Origin of the sequence: Vibrio sp. V15_P4S5T153, assembly GCF_963874485.1 — a bacterium.
Taxonomy (GTDB): domain Bacteria; phylum Pseudomonadota; class Gammaproteobacteria; order Enterobacterales; family Vibrionaceae; genus Vibrio; species Vibrio anguillarum.
In genome coordinates, this window is sequence record NZ_CAWNHR010000011.1 from 1,448,248 (window position 1) to 1,462,417 (window position 14,170).

The 14,170-nt window shown below is 43.9% G+C and carries 17 protein-coding genes and 1 tRNA gene; 5 read left to right on the forward strand and 13 right to left on the reverse strand.

The features are described from left to right. Positions 1 to 122: 122 nt before the first annotated feature. The 11 genes from flgJ to AACT42_RS08600 form a co-directional block, all read right to left on the reverse strand. Entirely contained in the window at positions 123 to 1,046 is a 924-nt protein-coding gene (gene flgJ, locus AACT42_RS08550; RefSeq protein WP_013856257.1) for a flagellar assembly peptidoglycan hydrolase FlgJ, read from the reverse strand. A gap of 9 nt (positions 1,047 to 1,055) precedes the next feature. Beyond that, entirely contained in the window at positions 1,056 to 2,147 is a 1,092-nt protein-coding gene (locus AACT42_RS08555) for a flagellar basal body P-ring protein FlgI (protein WP_094132029.1), read from the reverse strand. Between the two features lie 47 nt (positions 2,148 to 2,194). Further along, the gene (gene flgH, locus AACT42_RS08560; RefSeq protein WP_013856255.1) at positions 2,195 to 2,974 is read right to left on the reverse strand and encodes a flagellar basal body L-ring protein FlgH; all 780 of its coding nucleotides are present in this window, start codon (positions 2,972 to 2,974) and stop codon (positions 2,195 to 2,197) included. A 23-nt stretch (positions 2,975 to 2,997) separates the two neighbouring features. Further along, positions 2,998 to 3,786 carry a flagellar basal-body rod protein FlgG gene (flgG, locus tag AACT42_RS08565; RefSeq protein WP_010319379.1) on the reverse strand — a complete coding sequence of 263 codons (789 nt, stop codon included), beginning with the start codon at positions 3,784 to 3,786 and terminating at the stop codon, positions 2,998 to 3,000. A 21-nt stretch (positions 3,787 to 3,807) separates the two neighbouring features. Continuing rightward, positions 3,808 to 4,557: a flagellar basal-body rod protein FlgF gene (flgF, locus tag AACT42_RS08570; protein WP_026027903.1), complete on the reverse strand. Its 750-nt coding sequence runs from the start codon at positions 4,555 to 4,557 to the stop codon at positions 3,808 to 3,810. A gap of 197 nt (positions 4,558 to 4,754) precedes the next feature. Beyond that, positions 4,755 to 6,059, reverse strand: a complete 1,305-nt coding sequence (gene flgE, locus AACT42_RS08575; protein WP_026027395.1) for a flagellar hook protein FlgE — start codon at positions 6,057 to 6,059, stop codon at positions 4,755 to 4,757. Positions 6,060 to 6,102: 43 nt separating this feature from the next. Further along, positions 6,103 to 6,810 (reverse strand): flagellar hook assembly protein FlgD, encoded by a 708-nt coding sequence (flgD, locus tag AACT42_RS08580; protein ID WP_013856252.1) that lies wholly within the window; start codon positions 6,808 to 6,810, stop codon positions 6,103 to 6,105. Between the two features lie 16 nt (positions 6,811 to 6,826). Then, positions 6,827 to 7,243 (reverse strand): flagellar basal body rod protein FlgC, encoded by a 417-nt coding sequence (flgC, locus tag AACT42_RS08585; protein WP_010319383.1) that lies wholly within the window; start codon positions 7,241 to 7,243, stop codon positions 6,827 to 6,829. Positions 7,244 to 7,247: 4 nt separating this feature from the next. After that, the gene (gene flgB, locus AACT42_RS08590; protein ID WP_013856251.1) at positions 7,248 to 7,643 is read right to left on the reverse strand and encodes a flagellar basal body rod protein FlgB; all 396 of its coding nucleotides are present in this window, start codon (positions 7,641 to 7,643) and stop codon (positions 7,248 to 7,250) included. Between the two features lie 266 nt (positions 7,644 to 7,909). Next, on the reverse strand, positions 7,910 to 8,737 hold the full coding sequence (locus tag AACT42_RS08595) for a protein-glutamate O-methyltransferase (RefSeq protein ID WP_064625794.1): 828 nt from the start codon (positions 8,735 to 8,737) through the stop codon (positions 7,910 to 7,912). 10 nt (positions 8,738 to 8,747) lie between these two features. Continuing rightward, the gene (locus AACT42_RS08600; RefSeq protein WP_013856249.1) at positions 8,748 to 9,674 is read right to left on the reverse strand and encodes a chemotaxis protein CheV; all 927 of its coding nucleotides are present in this window, start codon (positions 9,672 to 9,674) and stop codon (positions 8,748 to 8,750) included. Positions 9,675 to 9,751: 77 nt separating this feature from the next. Here AACT42_RS08600 and flgA point away from each other — a divergent pair, with 77 nt between their 5' ends. The 3 genes from flgA to AACT42_RS08615 all read left to right on the forward strand — a co-directional run bounded on the left by flgA (position 9,752) and on the right by AACT42_RS08615 (position 11,404). Continuing rightward, complete coding sequence (gene flgA / locus AACT42_RS08605; RefSeq protein WP_013856248.1) at positions 9,752 to 10,498, forward strand: flagellar basal body P-ring formation chaperone FlgA; 747 nt, start codon at positions 9,752 to 9,754, stop codon at positions 10,496 to 10,498. 128 nt (positions 10,499 to 10,626) lie between these two features. Further along, positions 10,627 to 10,947: a flagellar biosynthesis anti-sigma factor FlgM gene (gene flgM, locus AACT42_RS08610; protein ID WP_013856247.1), complete on the forward strand. Its 321-nt coding sequence runs from the start codon at positions 10,627 to 10,629 to the stop codon at positions 10,945 to 10,947. A gap of 31 nt (positions 10,948 to 10,978) precedes the next feature. Then, on the forward strand, positions 10,979 to 11,404 hold the full coding sequence (locus tag AACT42_RS08615) for a flagella synthesis protein FlgN (protein ID WP_094132030.1): 426 nt from the start codon (positions 10,979 to 10,981) through the stop codon (positions 11,402 to 11,404). A 98-nt stretch (positions 11,405 to 11,502) separates the two neighbouring features. On the opposite strand, the gene flgP is transcribed toward AACT42_RS08615, so the two are convergent. Further along, a complete protein-coding gene (gene flgP, locus AACT42_RS08620; protein WP_017043110.1) occupies positions 11,503 to 11,934 on the reverse strand; it encodes a flagellar assembly lipoprotein FlgP in 432 nt (143 codons plus the stop codon). 9 nt (positions 11,935 to 11,943) lie between these two features. After that, positions 11,944 to 12,579, reverse strand: coding sequence for a FlgO family outer membrane protein (locus AACT42_RS08625; RefSeq protein ID WP_013856244.1), 636 nt, complete (start codon positions 12,577 to 12,579; stop codon positions 11,944 to 11,946). 161 nt (positions 12,580 to 12,740) lie between these two features. On the opposite strand from AACT42_RS08625, the gene AACT42_RS08630 reads away from it, so the two are divergent. Continuing rightward, positions 12,741 to 13,874: a flagellar assembly protein FlgT gene (locus AACT42_RS08630; protein WP_013856243.1), complete on the forward strand. Its 1,134-nt coding sequence runs from the start codon at positions 12,741 to 12,743 to the stop codon at positions 13,872 to 13,874. 54 nt (positions 13,875 to 13,928) lie between these two features. Continuing rightward, positions 13,929 to 14,005: transfer RNA gene (locus AACT42_RS08635), tRNA-Arg, on the forward strand. Positions 14,006 to 14,170: the final 165 nt, after the last annotated feature.

Genomic DNA, 14,170 nt, shown 5'->3' on the forward strand with positions numbered 1-14,170 from the left:
CAAATCAGTGGTTACTGAATATCTAAGTTAGTAATTGCAATATGTATGCCAAAGGAGTTTCAAAGAGGAGATTAGACAAAATAAAGGAAAGATAAAAGCCAGCAAGGCTGGCTTTAGAGGGGTTATTCCATTGCTTCAATTTGAGATTTTACTCTCAGCACTTTTTCAGCATAGTACGGGTCCGTCGCGTAACCAGCAGCGTGCAGGCCACGAATGAAAGACTCATCGCTGCCATTATGGTTCAGCGCCACGGTGTAGCGCGGATTGTCATTGAGAAAACGAACATAGTCATTAAAACTGTCTTGATAATTTCCATAAGAGCGGAACGCCGCTTTTTCCATCACGGGTGTATTATCATGATATTCAAGAGTTTGCGTCGCCACTTTCTCACCTAACCAACTTTTATCCGCTTTGATGTTGAATAAGTTATTACTGCTACCACGAGCATTTTGAACAACTTTTTGTCCCCATCCGGTTTCTAATGCCGCTTGAGCAAGTAGCAGTGAAGAGTCAACACCTAATGCCCGCGCTGCTTTTTCAGCATAAGGTTTCATTGAAGCCACAAACGCTTGCGGCGAATCAAATCGACTCGATTCGACCTTGCTAGGTTCGATCGTCTCTTGCGTTGAGAGGCGGCGGTTGTTACTGCGTTCTATACGGCGCATGGCTTCTTGGAAACCATCTTGCGTCGGGTCGGTTATTGCTGGATCGTTTTTCGAGGTGCCGTTAGCCTGACTGAGCTGCGCCACAATCATATCGGCAAGCCCTAAAGAACCGGAGGCACTGAGCTCGCTCGACATTTGTTCATCAAGCATTTGTCGATAGAAATCTTCGTTTTGGCTGTTGAACATCTCAGATTTAAAATCGGCATTGGCGTCGCGCATCGATTTGAACAACATTGAGGTAAAAATCGCTTCAAACTGTTTGGCTGCGGCCTTGAGCGCCGCTGACTCGCCTTCTTTATCGCCGGTTTTCGCTTGCTGACGTAGCTTATCTAAGCTAGCAATATCATGAATAAAGCCAATATCATTGGGATTATTAATCATCTTCCTCTCCTAGATAATGATCAGTTGGCCTTCAATCGCGCCTGCTTGTTTCAATGCTTGCAGAATCGCCATCAAATCTGAAGGGGCTGCTCCCACTTCGTTGACCGCGCGCACTAAATCATCCAAGGTCAAACCCGGTTCAAATTTAAACATTTTACCTTGTGCTTCAGACACTTCTATTTGGCTATTAGGCACCACAGCTGTCTGACCACCCGCTAACGCATTGGGCTGACTGACATTCAAATTCTCTTTAATAGCAACAGTCATACCACCGTGTGTCACCGCAGCAGGTTTTAAGCGCACATGCTGGCCGACAACAATGGTACCAGTTCGAGAATTAACGATAATTTTGGCTGAGCCATCCGCTGGATCAAACTCAACATTTTCGATTGCAGAAAGAAACGCGACGCGCTGCCCTACATCTCGCGGTGCACGGATACGTACTGACGTTGCATCAACCGCGGTCGCCATCTCTGGGCCTAAGAAGTTATTCACTGCATCTGCCATACGTTGCGCCGTGGTGAAGTCAGATTCAAGCAAATTGAAGGTAATAAAATCGCCACGGCTAAAAGGTGTTGGTACTTCGCGTTCCACCATAGCACCGCCTGAAATCAGACCAACCGTTGGGTTATTGCCGACAATTTTAGAACCATCAGCACCGGTGGCACTAAAACCACTGACCACTAAATTACCTTGGGCCACGGCGTAAATTTGACCATCCAACCCCTTAAGGAAGGTTTGCATTAGAGTGCCGCCACGTAAACTTTTAGCAGAGCCGATCGAAGAAACGGTGACATCGACATTTTGACCTTGCTTGGAAAACGCCGGCAATTCGGCCGTGACAATCACGGCGGCAACGTTCTTTGTTTTCGGTTTAGTGCCCGGCGGCAATTGAATGCCGAAATTTTGCAACATGGCGTTAAAACTTTGGTCGGTGAACGGTGTCGATTCACCCGTTCCCGGTAGCCCAGTGACTAGACCATAACCCACTAATTGGTTACTCCGCACGCCCGCAACTTGAGAGATATCTTTAATGCGGGCCGCTTGCGCGTGGGTTGCGATGAGCAACAGACTTAAAACAAGCAGGGTGAATTTTTTCATGGTCTAGTACCTTAATTTCTACGTTTCTTTACGCCAGAACTCCGGCGTTACAGAGAGACATTAAAGAATCGTGCCAAGAATCCAGGTTCTTGCATATCTTGATTGGTGCCTGTGCCTGAATATTGGATGCGTGCATTAGAAATACGAGTAGAAGCAATGGTGTTGTCAAAGTCGATATCATCGGGACGAATGGTACCGCTTAAGCGAATGTATTCATCGCCAGTGTTCAGTGTGAGCCATTTTTCACCACGGATGACTAAGTTGCCGTTGGCGAGTACTTCAATCACTTCAACCGTGATCGAACCAGAAATACTGTTACTTTGGTTGGCTGCAGAACTGCCATTGAACTTGTTGTCATTTTTCAACGCATAAGAGAAATTGTAATCACCCACAGTGAGATCTTTACCGCCGACAGCGAGTGGATCCATAGACGCATCATTGGATTTGGATAGATCCGCATCAGCACTCTTGGCCGCTTTAGTACTTTCATCAAGATTGACGGTAATAATATCGCCAATGCCACGCGGTTTTGAATCATCATAAAGACTGTTCATTTGTGCCAAATTAAACAGTGAACCAGTTTCCGCGGCATAATGTTCCGGTTTCTGTTTTGGATGAATGGGAGCCCAAGCAGGATCACCGGCTACGGGATCGGAACGCTTACGCATTGAGTCCAGTAAACCAGAACCTTCTTCTGCAGACTTATCCCCTTCAACCGCGTCCACCACGGTTGTACCTTGAACCACTTCAGGAGTATCGACCGGTGGCGGCATTAACGAGCAACCAGACAAAGCAGTAACAAATACAAGACTCAATAGACGTTTCATCGCAGCATTCTCTTAGTTAATGATTAGAGTTGTTGGTTCACAAAACTCATCATCTTATCGACTGCTGAGATGACTTTTGAGTTCATTTCGTAAACGCGTTGCGCTTCAATCATGTTGACCAACTCTTCTGTGACGTTCACGTTAGAGGTTTCAAGCATGGATTGACGAACATCACCGAGGCCGTCAAGCCCTGGCACCCCTTCTTGTGGATCACCACTAGCACCGGTCGGTAGATATAAGTTTTGACCAATCGGCTCTAGACCGCCTGGGTTGATAAAATCAACCGTGGTAATTTGTCCAACCACTTGGTTATTTTGCTGACCACGAAGCCTAACGGACACTTCACCATCATTACCGACAGTAATAGAGATTGCATCAGGTGGAATAACAATTTCCGGCTCTAAATTATATCCAGCACCGGACGTCACAATTGCCCCTTCGTCGTTGAGGGTAAATTGACCATTTCGGCTATAAGCGATATTGCCATCTGGCATCAGGATTTGGAAAAAGCCGTCACCTTCAATCATCATATCGAGGCTATTGGTCGTGGTTTGTACGTTGCCGTGGGTATGCACTTTTTGTGTTGCCACGACTTTAGAACCCGCACCAAGCATCAAACCGCTTGGCAGTTTGGTATTTTGCGAAGATTGACCGCCCGGTTGATTAATATTTTGATAAAACAGATCTTCAAATACCGCACGACCCTTTTTAAAACCAATAGTCGAGGCGTTCGCTAGGTTGTTTGAGATAGTGGCAATATTGGTTTGTTGGGCATCAAGCCCGGTTTTACTTACCCATAATGCAGGTTGCATAGTAATCTCCTTTAACGCTTATCAGCTCATACGAAGTAATGAGTCGGACGATTTGTCCATCTCTTCTGCGGTGCTCATCATTTTGACTTGCATTTCAAATTGACGTTGTAGCTCAATCAAGCTAGTCATCTCACCCACCGCATTGACATTACTGCCTTCCAGCGCACCTTTTAATAGCTTTACGCTAGCATCTGCTTCGAATGCTGCATTAGGATCTTTAGCACGGAATAAACCATTCGTATCTTTGTATAGGGATTGATTATTGGGGCGAACCAGTTTAATTCGGCCTACCACTTCCATCGCATCGGCTGGAGCGCCTTGCGGACGAACGGAAATAGTACCGTCATTACCGATTTCTACTTTACTCAATGGAATAGGTAGAGTGATTGGCGCGCCCGTTCCATCTAGCACTAGATGGCCGCTACCATTTATGAGCATGCCATTTTGGTCAATGCTTAGGTTGCCACTACGGGTTAACCCCTCTTTGCCGGTTTTATCCATCATGGAAATCCAACCGTCACCTTGAATGGTGATATCGAGATCGCGCCCTGTGGTAATGACACTGCCTTGCGCAAAATTATGTCCCGGACGTTCTGTCATGCTAAACACGCGGCTCGGTAACCCTTCGCCATAAGCTTGCATTGAGCGAGCTTGCGCCAAATCAGCACGGAACCCCGTGGTACTGACGTTTGCTAAATTGTTCGCTCTTAATTGCATGGCTTGCATGTTTTGCTTTGCGCCACTCATGGCGAGAAACAGTGCACGATCCATAATCTGCTCCAATAATCATCGTTCGATCATTAAAAGCAATTGACGTGCCAACTTATATTTAAACTAAAAATCAATAGGTTAAATGTAATTTCACAAAAAATAGGGAGGATATAACGAAGATTGCCGCAAACAGATGGCAACAATACCAAGCTAACATTGCCGCTAACTTGGTATTGCAATTGATGACGTTAAAGGAATTAACGGATCTGTAGTATGTTTTGTTGTAGCTGGTTGTGAACTTCAAGCGCACGCGAGTTCGCTTGGAAGTTACGCTGAGCAGAGATAAGATCCACCAGCTCTTGAGTCATATCAATGTTGGATTGTTCAATAACACCATTGCTGATGGTACCAAATGAGCCTTTGTTTGATTCACCCCAAATTTTATCACCTGAGAATTGAGTCGAATCCCACTGCGTACCGCCTTTTTTATCTAAGCCCTGTTCATTGGCTACGCGGACAAGCCCCACACGTCCTAGAATGGTATTTTGACCATTTGAGTAAGTGGCTAGCACACTGCCATTTTCATCGAAATCGATCTTCGTCAAAAAGCCCGTGGTTGCGCCATCTTGTACAAATTTAGTCAACTCAAATGGAGCGGCAAATTGCGTAGCCGAATCGAGACTGAACGACAATGTTTGGTTAGCATCCGCACCGTTGAGTTCAACTGGGTTTGCCCCCAAACCTAAAGGCTCGGTTACAATTTGCTGACCATTATTCATGCTGGCTAGCGTACCATCATTATTAAACTTCATGGTATGCCCAATATGACCCGTCGGCGTAGTAGCATCACCACCAACTACATTGATTGGTTTCTCACCAGTTTTATCCGTCACGGTGTAATAGGTTTGCCATGTGTTAGCTTGCGTCTGATCTTTGAGGTAATAGGATGTCAACTTATAAGGCTGACCCATCGAATCGTAGATCGTAGATGAGGTGGTACGGTTGTACGTCTCAGGATCAGTAATATCAAATAAGGTTGGGTCTTTTAACTTACCATTAGCTGGCAAGTTCGCGCCAAGTTCAACATTGGCTGTCTGTTTAGGTTTACCAAACTGAGCAGGAATATTGATAGGTTTTGGCTCATACGAAAGAACATCACCAGTATCAGGGTTAACATCATAGCCAAGCAAAAACTCGTCATTTGACGTTACCATGTAATCATTTTTATCGAGGTGGAAAGCACCATTTCTGGTCAACTCATTTTGTTGAGGCGTCAGCTTATCTTTCGCAACCGCAAAGAACCCCGTTCCCGCAACGCGCAAGTCCATCGGGTTATTAGTATAAATACTGGAACCTTCGTGGAATTGTTGTGCCACTTTGTTCGCCTGAACACCTTGACCAGGAGTCGTTTTGGAGTTGGTAAACAATGAGGTTGAGTAAACATCACCAAACTCAGCACGCGACTCTTTAAAACCAAAGGTATTCGCGTTAGCAATGTTGTTACTGGTGGTGTTCAGATCTAACTGAGCTGCGGATAAACCGCTTAATGATATATACGACATTCCAAAATCTCCTATCTAGCTAGCATATCTACTCTATAAAGAGTTACGCTTTGCCAACTTCTAGTACTTCAGCAAGTTTAACTGGCGATGTAAATCCAGCCAGATTGAGCAGTACGTTACCATCACCTTTACCCAGCAGAACGCTATTGACGTTTGCGTAAGTCGATACCGCAAACTCCTTGCTTTCTCCATCGAGCAAACCCGAAGCTTTCACTTGGTATTTGCCGCCCGGCAATGGATTACCGTTTTGATCGTTACCGTCCCATTCAACGCGATTATCACCGGCTGATTTAGCCCCGACATCAAAGGTACGAACCAATTGTCCAGCTTCATTCTCTATTCGGACAAACAAGTTCTCTAAACTTTGAGGAAGTTTGACCATCGCAGCCATCCCAGCACCCTCTTTTTTGATCCCTGCCGCTCCCGGTACTAACACATCACGGCCAACCAGTGATGAAGCCTGTAGAGCTTGGTTGGATGTCATCGACGAGTTGAGACTCTCAAACTGAGTGTTCATTTTGCCGATACCATCAACTGTGGCAAATGACGCCATTTGGGCAATCATCTGGTCATTACTGACCGGTTTAAAAGGATCTTGCTGAGCCAGTTGTTTGGTGAGTAACGATAGGAAGTCTTCTTGTTTAAGATCTTGCTTCCCCGTTGTCTCTTCTGTTTTCTTTTGGTCTTGAAGACTTTTCAGCTGGTCAATATAAGACAAGCCGCTTTGACCAATGTTATTTATTCCGGCCATACGCTACCTCCTTATCCTATTGACCCATCTGCAGCGTGCGCAGCAGCATTTGTTTACTTGCATCAGCCACCTGCACGTTCGTTTGATAAGAACGAGAAGCCGAAATCATGTTAGCCATCTCTTCCATCACATTGACATTAGGCTTGTAAATATAGCCTTCATCGTTAGCAAGTGGGTGATCTGGGTTATATTCTGCGTTAAGCGGTTTATCGCTTTCAACAATACCTAATACTTTTACAGGTACATTATGATCACGGTTATAACGCGCTTTACTTAACTCTGCACCAAACACCGCGTGACGCGCTTTGTAAGTATCTTTGGCCGAACTACTCACACTATCCGCATTGGCTAAGTTACTTGAGGTCGTATTTAGACGAACAGATTCAGCACTCATTGCAGAACCAGTCACATTGAACACATTAAATAAGCTCATCTACTTATTCCCCTTTGATTGCTTTCGTTAAGTTCTTGAATTTACTTCCTAAGAAGTCCAGTGAAGCTTGGTGTCTGATCTGGTTTTGCATAAACAAGTTACGCTCTAAATCTACGTCCACCGTGTTGCCATCACCCGTATCAGGTTGAGTCGGAATTCGATAGAGACTCTCGCCAGTTACTTTCGTGGAGGCAGATATATGCCGACCATCCGTACGGCTAAGACCAATGCTTGCCCCTGAACTTGCCGCCTGCAATGCTTTTTGAAAGTCCATTCCTTTTGCTTTAAAGCCCGGTGTGTTCGCCTGTGCAATATTGGTGGAAATCACCTCAGCATTGCGCTCACGTACACCAACCGTGTGTTGGTGAATACCTAATGCGTTGTCAAAAGAAATAGCCATGTTTGCCTCTACACTAAAAACTGACTGTTACTACTCATATTAAAAGCAATTAACGTACCAACTTAAAAAAACGAACCGTGTTTACAACAATTTTATCTAAATAAGAATCCGTCGAAATGTAAGCAAAATATACGCCGCTTTATCCACTTGTCGCCCACAACTTCAGTAAATCTCAACAATCAAAACGAAATTAGGGGAAAGAAAAAGCCCAGCAAAAGCTGGGCAAATAACTAAACGTAAGCAAGTAACTCAACGTAAGAATGTGGCTATTTGAGTTTATAAATGATGCCAGGGTTACAACGAACCATTTCAAACTTATCGGTCAATCCTGTCAGTGACTCCGATGCGCCGAGCAATAAGTAGCCACCGGGGTTTAAGCTACTAGCCATTTGATTTAATACTTTCGACTTCATATCAGGTGAGAAATAAATCAAAACGTTACGACAGAAAATAATATCGAATTTACCCAATAAGGCATAGCTCTCCATTAAGTTCTGAGGACGGAAGTTAACTAAACGCTTAACGTTATCTTTGATTTTCATTCGGCCATCACCAGCATCCTCAAAAAAGATTTTGCGACGCTCCGGCGATAACCCTCTGCCAAGTGCTAAATTGTCATAGATCCCCGCTTTACACATATCCAGCATGCTGGCAGAAATATCCGTCGCGGTGATCGATACACTCGGTAACATACCCGGCTTGCGCTGTTGAGTTTCCAGCACCGTCATCGCCATTGAGTAAGGCTCTTGACCTGAAGAGCTTGCCGCTGACCAAATTTTTATAGGGCGTTTATTTGCAGCGACCTCGGGTAATAGACGTTCCGCTAAAACGGTGAATGGGTAAGCATCACGGAACCACAGTGTTTCGTTGGTGGTCATGGCATCGACCGCTGCAACTCGTAGCTCACGGTTTCGCCCCGTAACCACATCACGTAACAAGTCAGAAAGAGAGGTTAACTTGAATTTAGCAACCAGTGGACTTAAGCGACTTCTCACTAAGTACTGTTTGCTATCTCCAAGTACAATCCCGCACTGAGATTCCAAAAAACGGCTGAAATCGCGATATTCTTGATCGCTTATAGTTATAGCAGTCATTAATTTCTCTTTAGTTAACTAGTGCAGCTTTCACCGCATTCCCAAGCTCATCAGGGTTGAATTTAGCAATGAATGAGTTTGCACCCACTCGCTCAACCATGGCTTGGTTAAAAACGCCGCTCAGTGAAGAGTGAAGAATAACGTATAGATCTTTCAAATCTGAATTTCTACGTATCTCTGCTGTTAATGTATAGCCGTCCATTTCAGGCATTTCAATATCAGAGATCACTAAAGATATTTGATTGTAAATTGGCCCTTCTGCTGCCATCTCGATCAATTTTTCATACGCCTCTTTACCATCTTTAACAGCAACGACTTCAAAACCTATTGATTCTACTGCTCTTTGAACCTGTTTACGCGCAACGGTTGAGTCATCGGCAATTAAAATTCGACGGATGATCTCTTTTTCTGTTTCTACTTGGGCGATCGATTCACCAATCGATGAATCCATTGTCTCATTAACCGGAGAAATCTCTGCCAAAATTTTCTCTACATCGAGAATTTCTACCAATTCGTTATCAATATTGGTGACTGCGGTTAAGTAGTTATCTTTGCCTGAGCCATCTGGTGGAGGAAGAATGGCTTCCCAGTGCATGTTGACAATTCGATCCACCGAGCTGACCAAGAAAGCTTGGATAGATCGGTTGAATTCAGCAATGACCACAAAACACTTATCAAGGTCCGCGGTGGGACGTCCACCCACGGCCAAACTCAAATCAATGACAGAAACGGTTTGACCACGAATATGAGCAACACCTTTGACTAGGCGATGTAAATTGGGCATCAAAGTTAACTTAGGGCACTGGAGCACCTCTTTAACTTTAAATACGTTGATACCATAACGTTGCCGTCCCATTAGACGAAACGTTAAGAGTTCTAATCGGTTTTGACCAACGAGTTGCGTACGCTGATTCACAGAATCAAGAATACCCGTCATAAGCTCATCTCCATCTCAAACTTTTATGCAAAAAAGTGGTAGTCTACTACAGGCTATGAAGAAACCAGAGAAACAGAATGATGCATACAAAAATATGTTTACATCTACTTTCCATAACTAAGTGTAGAGCTTTCTATAGAAATTTTTATCTCTCTATCGGCTTTTTATTGTTTTTCTTTAATTTTTCTCTTCATTCTGCCACTTTGCCGCAAGTTGAAGCCATTCAACAAGCTGCGGAACAACATGTTTTAGAAACTATTGAGTGGCCTCCCAGCGGGGAGTTAAACGTAAAAGCGGCAAATGTTGATGACCGAATTTATGCCACCGACTGCCCCACACCGTTATCGACCTCTTCCTCATCCAGTAATGGTTCTGCAAGTAATATCACAGTTCTGGTTGAATGCATTGAAGATAACTGGAAAATTTATGTTCCTGTAAGACTGACCATTTCACTGCCACTTGTCACCGTTGCCGTACCCATTTCTCGTGGGCAGCAAATTACGCAGCAAGATGTCTTGATTACAATGGTAGACTTACACCGCTTTAGACGACAAGGTTTTTCCGATATAAATCGTATCGTCGGAGCTAAAGTGAAAAAAAACATGCGTATTGGCGATGTCGTTGAGCAAGATGATATATGCGTCGTATGTCGTAATGAAAACGTTATGATTCAAGCAGTCAAGCAGGGAATGATCATCACAACCAAAGGAACCGCTTTAAGTGATGGTATTTTTGGTGAGCAGATAAAAGTGAAAAATGATAAATCAAACCGTATAATAGATGCACAAGTAACCGGTATTGGCGAAGTCACGGTTCAATTTTAACGCTTTCATTACACTTCTAAATGTGTTTACGTTGTTAAGAAAGTGAAACAGAAAAAAAAGCTAAAGTAATCACAAGCACCGTCGATATTGACTGTACAGGTTTCCATTATTATTAATAAGGCTCACATATGGCAGGTATTGATAACATACGTTCGGGGCAAACATTAACGACGACAAATCGTAGTAATGCTCGTACTGAATCGAATGCATCTCCATCGACATCCGGCTCGGTCACTCGTTCACCTCAAAATCAAGATGCGGTATCACTTAGTACCCAAGGTAAGGCCATTGGTGAAATGCACAACCAAATGGTATCTCAGCCAAGTTTTGATAGTGCCAAAGTCGCTGCAATTAAAGATGCGATAGCCAATGGCTCATATAGAGTCGACCCAGAAAAGTTGGCTGATAATATGATTAAATTTGAAAAAGAGTTGGGTGGTTTTAACTAGCCCTACTTTTGACTAATTAAGGCAACATACAATGGCTGTATTAAAAGACTTAGTCGATTTCCAATTGAAAAATGCACTAGAACTCTCTTCGCTACTTGAACAAGAAAAGTTAGCAATTACGGGCCGTTCATCAAGTGAAATCGAAGCTATTGCCAAACAAAAGATGACCTTAGTTGGACAACTTCAACAAACTGACCTCCGAATTGCGAAACATCCTCATGTCGTGAGCCTGGCTGAAGATGTACTCCTGTCGCAAATCGTTGATCAAATTCGTTCCATTGTTCACGATTGCCAGCAAGCAAACCTTGTTAATGGTGAAGCGCTACAACGTGCACAACTCAGTTTTAATAAACTCAATAATTTGATGCAGCAAAGCCACGGAAAAATTGGCATGACGTATAACGCTGGTGGGCAAACCCACACTGTGTCCACTTTAGGGACCAATATTAAAGCGTAACCAACATGCAGCTGAGTGACTAAATTTTTTAAGCTGAAACGAATTAAACAGAAAAGCGGCAAACTTTGCCGCTTTTTCGATCTGGAGAGAAGGAAGATTTAGAAGAGTGTTTGTTGACGTTTTTCTGGTACTTGCTGAACTTCGCCGTAGTCACGCAGTTTATCCATCTTACGGATATCGAGACGTAACTCAGTAACATAACTGTCACCCACCTTATAACTGCGGACCACTTCTGCTCCGCGGATAACACCATCAACCGCTCCCGACGTCAGCTCTGTGCCCAATCGCTGATCTTGTAGTTCAGCACGACCACTCACTCGCATTCCATAGACTTGCTCTGCCAGTTCGCGATAAGCATCGATTTTAGAGGCACGCATTGCACGGACTTGCTTTTCATCCACACTACGCCCAGTTTGCTCACTGATATTGGCATAACCTACCGCCGTCAACCATTCATCAGCGCGCATGGTTTGCAATGGCTGGCAACCCACCATCATGATAGTCACTAGAAGTAATAGCCATTTTTTCATTGGTTTCTCCTATGGACGCAAGATAACAGTATACGGCTGCTTAATCGTAGGGTCAGAGCGAATTAACACACCATCTTGTGTACGGATACTGTTGAGCGTATCAAGATCACGACCAATACGATCAGCAGGTAAAAAGCCTTGTGCGGTAGCAACCACAACACGAGACTGCATTCCCACAACACGAGCATTGACTAATACACCGCCTTCTTGACGAAGCATTGTGCCTGTCAGTATGTATTGGATTTCCTGCTCTTGAGCGAGGTCTTTCCAGTCACGACTGAAAGCAAAATCACCTTGCTGCGTTACCTGAATCGAGCCTGTGGTTTTGAAATCAACCACTTTAAATCCTCGACGCTGAAACTGATGAATAAATCCTTCAGAAACCGAGTTACCCAACCAGTTAGTCGCATCCATACTTTGCAGGTCCACAAACGATGTTACAGCAATAGGAGTGCGAGCAGAAACACTAGTATTGGACACCATCAAATCTTCTGTCATGCTTTCAACAAAGAAGTCCAACGTGTGACGTGGGCTCTCCATTAGCATAAACTGTGAACCATTGTATGGCTCTTTACCGTTATAAATCGGGGCGTAGGCACAAGCAGTTAACAAAACTGCTGGCACTATCGAAAGCCATTTTTTCATTCTCTTATCTCCAGATATACTGAGGCAATCTTGATTCCAAACTTCAGATTAAAAAACTTGGAACACTCTTTGCTTTTCAAAACTTGTTACACTTTCAAAACGCACTGCCTACATCAGCTAAGATTTTAAAAGCAAAATTTATACCCAACTGGTAAATAACAATGAAAAAAATTATTTCTGTTTTATTTTCAATATGTTGCACCATTACCTTTTCTCAGGCCGTTAATGCTGCTTGGTATGAAGTGACCGGATCGTCAGCCATTGTTTCCTCAGAGGAAGTCGCTCGCCTCAATGCATTGGAAGATGCCATCTATAAGGCGGTAAACTTTGCCGGGGCAGACATCGGTAGTATCAGTAACTTGCGACCACTGCTGGAATCAGACCGTAAAGAGTACCAGTTTACTAACCATGAAGTACGCTATGTGTTAGTCGAAGAGAATAAAACACGTCGGGGAGTGATGTATGTTAAAGCTCGAATTGATATTTATCCTTCGGCAACAGGTTGCCACGTTAGCCAATATAAGAAAACGTTTTTAGTGGGTAACATTGATCTTGCATCGCCACAACAGGCGGTTATGGGGCAAATTTACAGTGTGGGAGATGATTTTGCACAGGTACTCAACCGCCAACTCGATCAAGAATCTCGCAGTTTTGTGTCGGTTGGCACCACAGATTATGCAATTGAAAAACAGCACCCAGAACGCTTAACCATGATTGCAGAGGACACGGGGGCACAGTACATTTTGGGGGGAACCATCACCGATTTAACTGCCACGATAGAGCAAAAATTACTCGCCGATGATGTGATTAACCGTCAATTTGCTATGCAAATCCAAGTGTTTGATGGCAAAACAGGCCAAGAAGTCATGACTAGGCATTATAGAGAAGTCGCTAAATGGCCCTTCGCCAAAACCAGTCAGATAGATACGCGCAGTGCACGTTTTTGGGCTTCAACCTTTGGCAGCATGATGCTGCGTGTCAGCCGAAATATCATGCTCGATCTTGAATCGGAGCTTTCATGTAAAATAACTCTCCCCGAGGTTGTGGCTAAATATGGTAATACCATCACGATAGATTTAGGACGTGTTCATGGCGTTAAAACCGGTGACCAATTGCAGTTGTGGCATACAGGTTCATTCATTGATCAGAAAGGGCTACCACGAAATAAAGTGACTCAAAGTGATATTACCCTTACGGTTACTCGCGTCTATGAAAATGAAGCAGAGCTGAGTGTTGATCAAGAAAATCTCGCCTCTAGCATACAAATTGGCGATGTTATGCACAAACAGCTTTAATTTTCGTTTTAACTAGTTAACTTCACAAAATTATTGAGTAAACTAGCTCACCTTGCTCCCGTAGCTCAGTAGGATAGAGCGGCCCCCTCCTAAGGGGCAGGCCACAGGTTCGACTCCTGTCGGGAGCGCCATTTTGATAAAGCCTCAACACCCAACCGGTATTGAGGCTTTTTTTTCTGACGAAAAATTGACCTAATATTGATTTGAGCCACTACTATTCATATACAGTGATTACTGTAAGTTCTATGTCAAATAATCTAGAATTAGTATTAACAGATTTATCGATAGACACGATC

Coding starts and splice junctions, on each gene's coding strand:
- flgJ (WP_013856257.1), bottom strand. CDS start 1,046: ATGATTAATAATCCCAATGATATTGGCTTTATTCATGATATTGCTAGC.
- AACT42_RS08555 (WP_094132029.1), bottom strand. CDS start 2,147: ATGAAAAAATTCACCCTGCTTGTTTTAAGTCTGTTGCTCATCGCAACC.
- flgH (WP_013856255.1), bottom strand. CDS start 2,974: ATGAAACGTCTATTGAGTCTTGTATTTGTTACTGCTTTGTCTGGTTGC.
- flgG (WP_010319379.1), bottom strand. CDS start 3,786: ATGCAACCTGCATTATGGGTAAGTAAAACCGGGCTTGATGCCCAACAA.
- flgF (WP_026027903.1), bottom strand. CDS start 4,557: ATGGATCGTGCACTGTTTCTCGCCATGAGTGGCGCAAAGCAAAACATG.
- flgE (WP_026027395.1), bottom strand. CDS start 6,059: ATGTCGTATATATCATTAAGCGGTTTATCCGCAGCTCAGTTAGATCTG.
- flgD (WP_013856252.1), bottom strand. CDS start 6,810: ATGGCCGGAATAAATAACATTGGTCAAAGCGGCTTGTCTTATATTGAC.
- flgC (WP_010319383.1), bottom strand. CDS start 7,243: ATGAGCTTATTTAATGTGTTCAATGTGACTGGTTCTGCAATGAGTGCT.
- flgB (WP_013856251.1), bottom strand. CDS start 7,643: ATGGCTATTTCTTTTGACAACGCATTAGGTATTCACCAACACACGGTT.
- AACT42_RS08595 (WP_064625794.1), bottom strand. CDS start 8,737: ATGACTGCTATAACTATAAGCGATCAAGAATATCGCGATTTCAGCCGT.
- AACT42_RS08600 (WP_013856249.1), bottom strand. CDS start 9,674: ATGACGGGTATTCTTGATTCTGTGAATCAGCGTACGCAACTCGTTGGT.
- flgA (WP_013856248.1), top strand. CDS start 9,752: ATGATGCATACAAAAATATGTTTACATCTACTTTCCATAACTAAGTGT.
- flgM (WP_013856247.1), top strand. CDS start 10,627: ATGGCAGGTATTGATAACATACGTTCGGGGCAAACATTAACGACGACA.
- AACT42_RS08615 (WP_094132030.1), top strand. CDS start 10,979: ATGGCTGTATTAAAAGACTTAGTCGATTTCCAATTGAAAAATGCACTA.
- flgP (WP_017043110.1), bottom strand. CDS start 11,934: ATGAAAAAATGGCTATTACTTCTAGTGACTATCATGATGGTGGGTTGC.
- AACT42_RS08625 (WP_013856244.1), bottom strand. CDS start 12,579: ATGAAAAAATGGCTTTCGATAGTGCCAGCAGTTTTGTTAACTGCTTGT.
- AACT42_RS08630 (WP_013856243.1), top strand. CDS start 12,741: ATGAAAAAAATTATTTCTGTTTTATTTTCAATATGTTGCACCATTACC.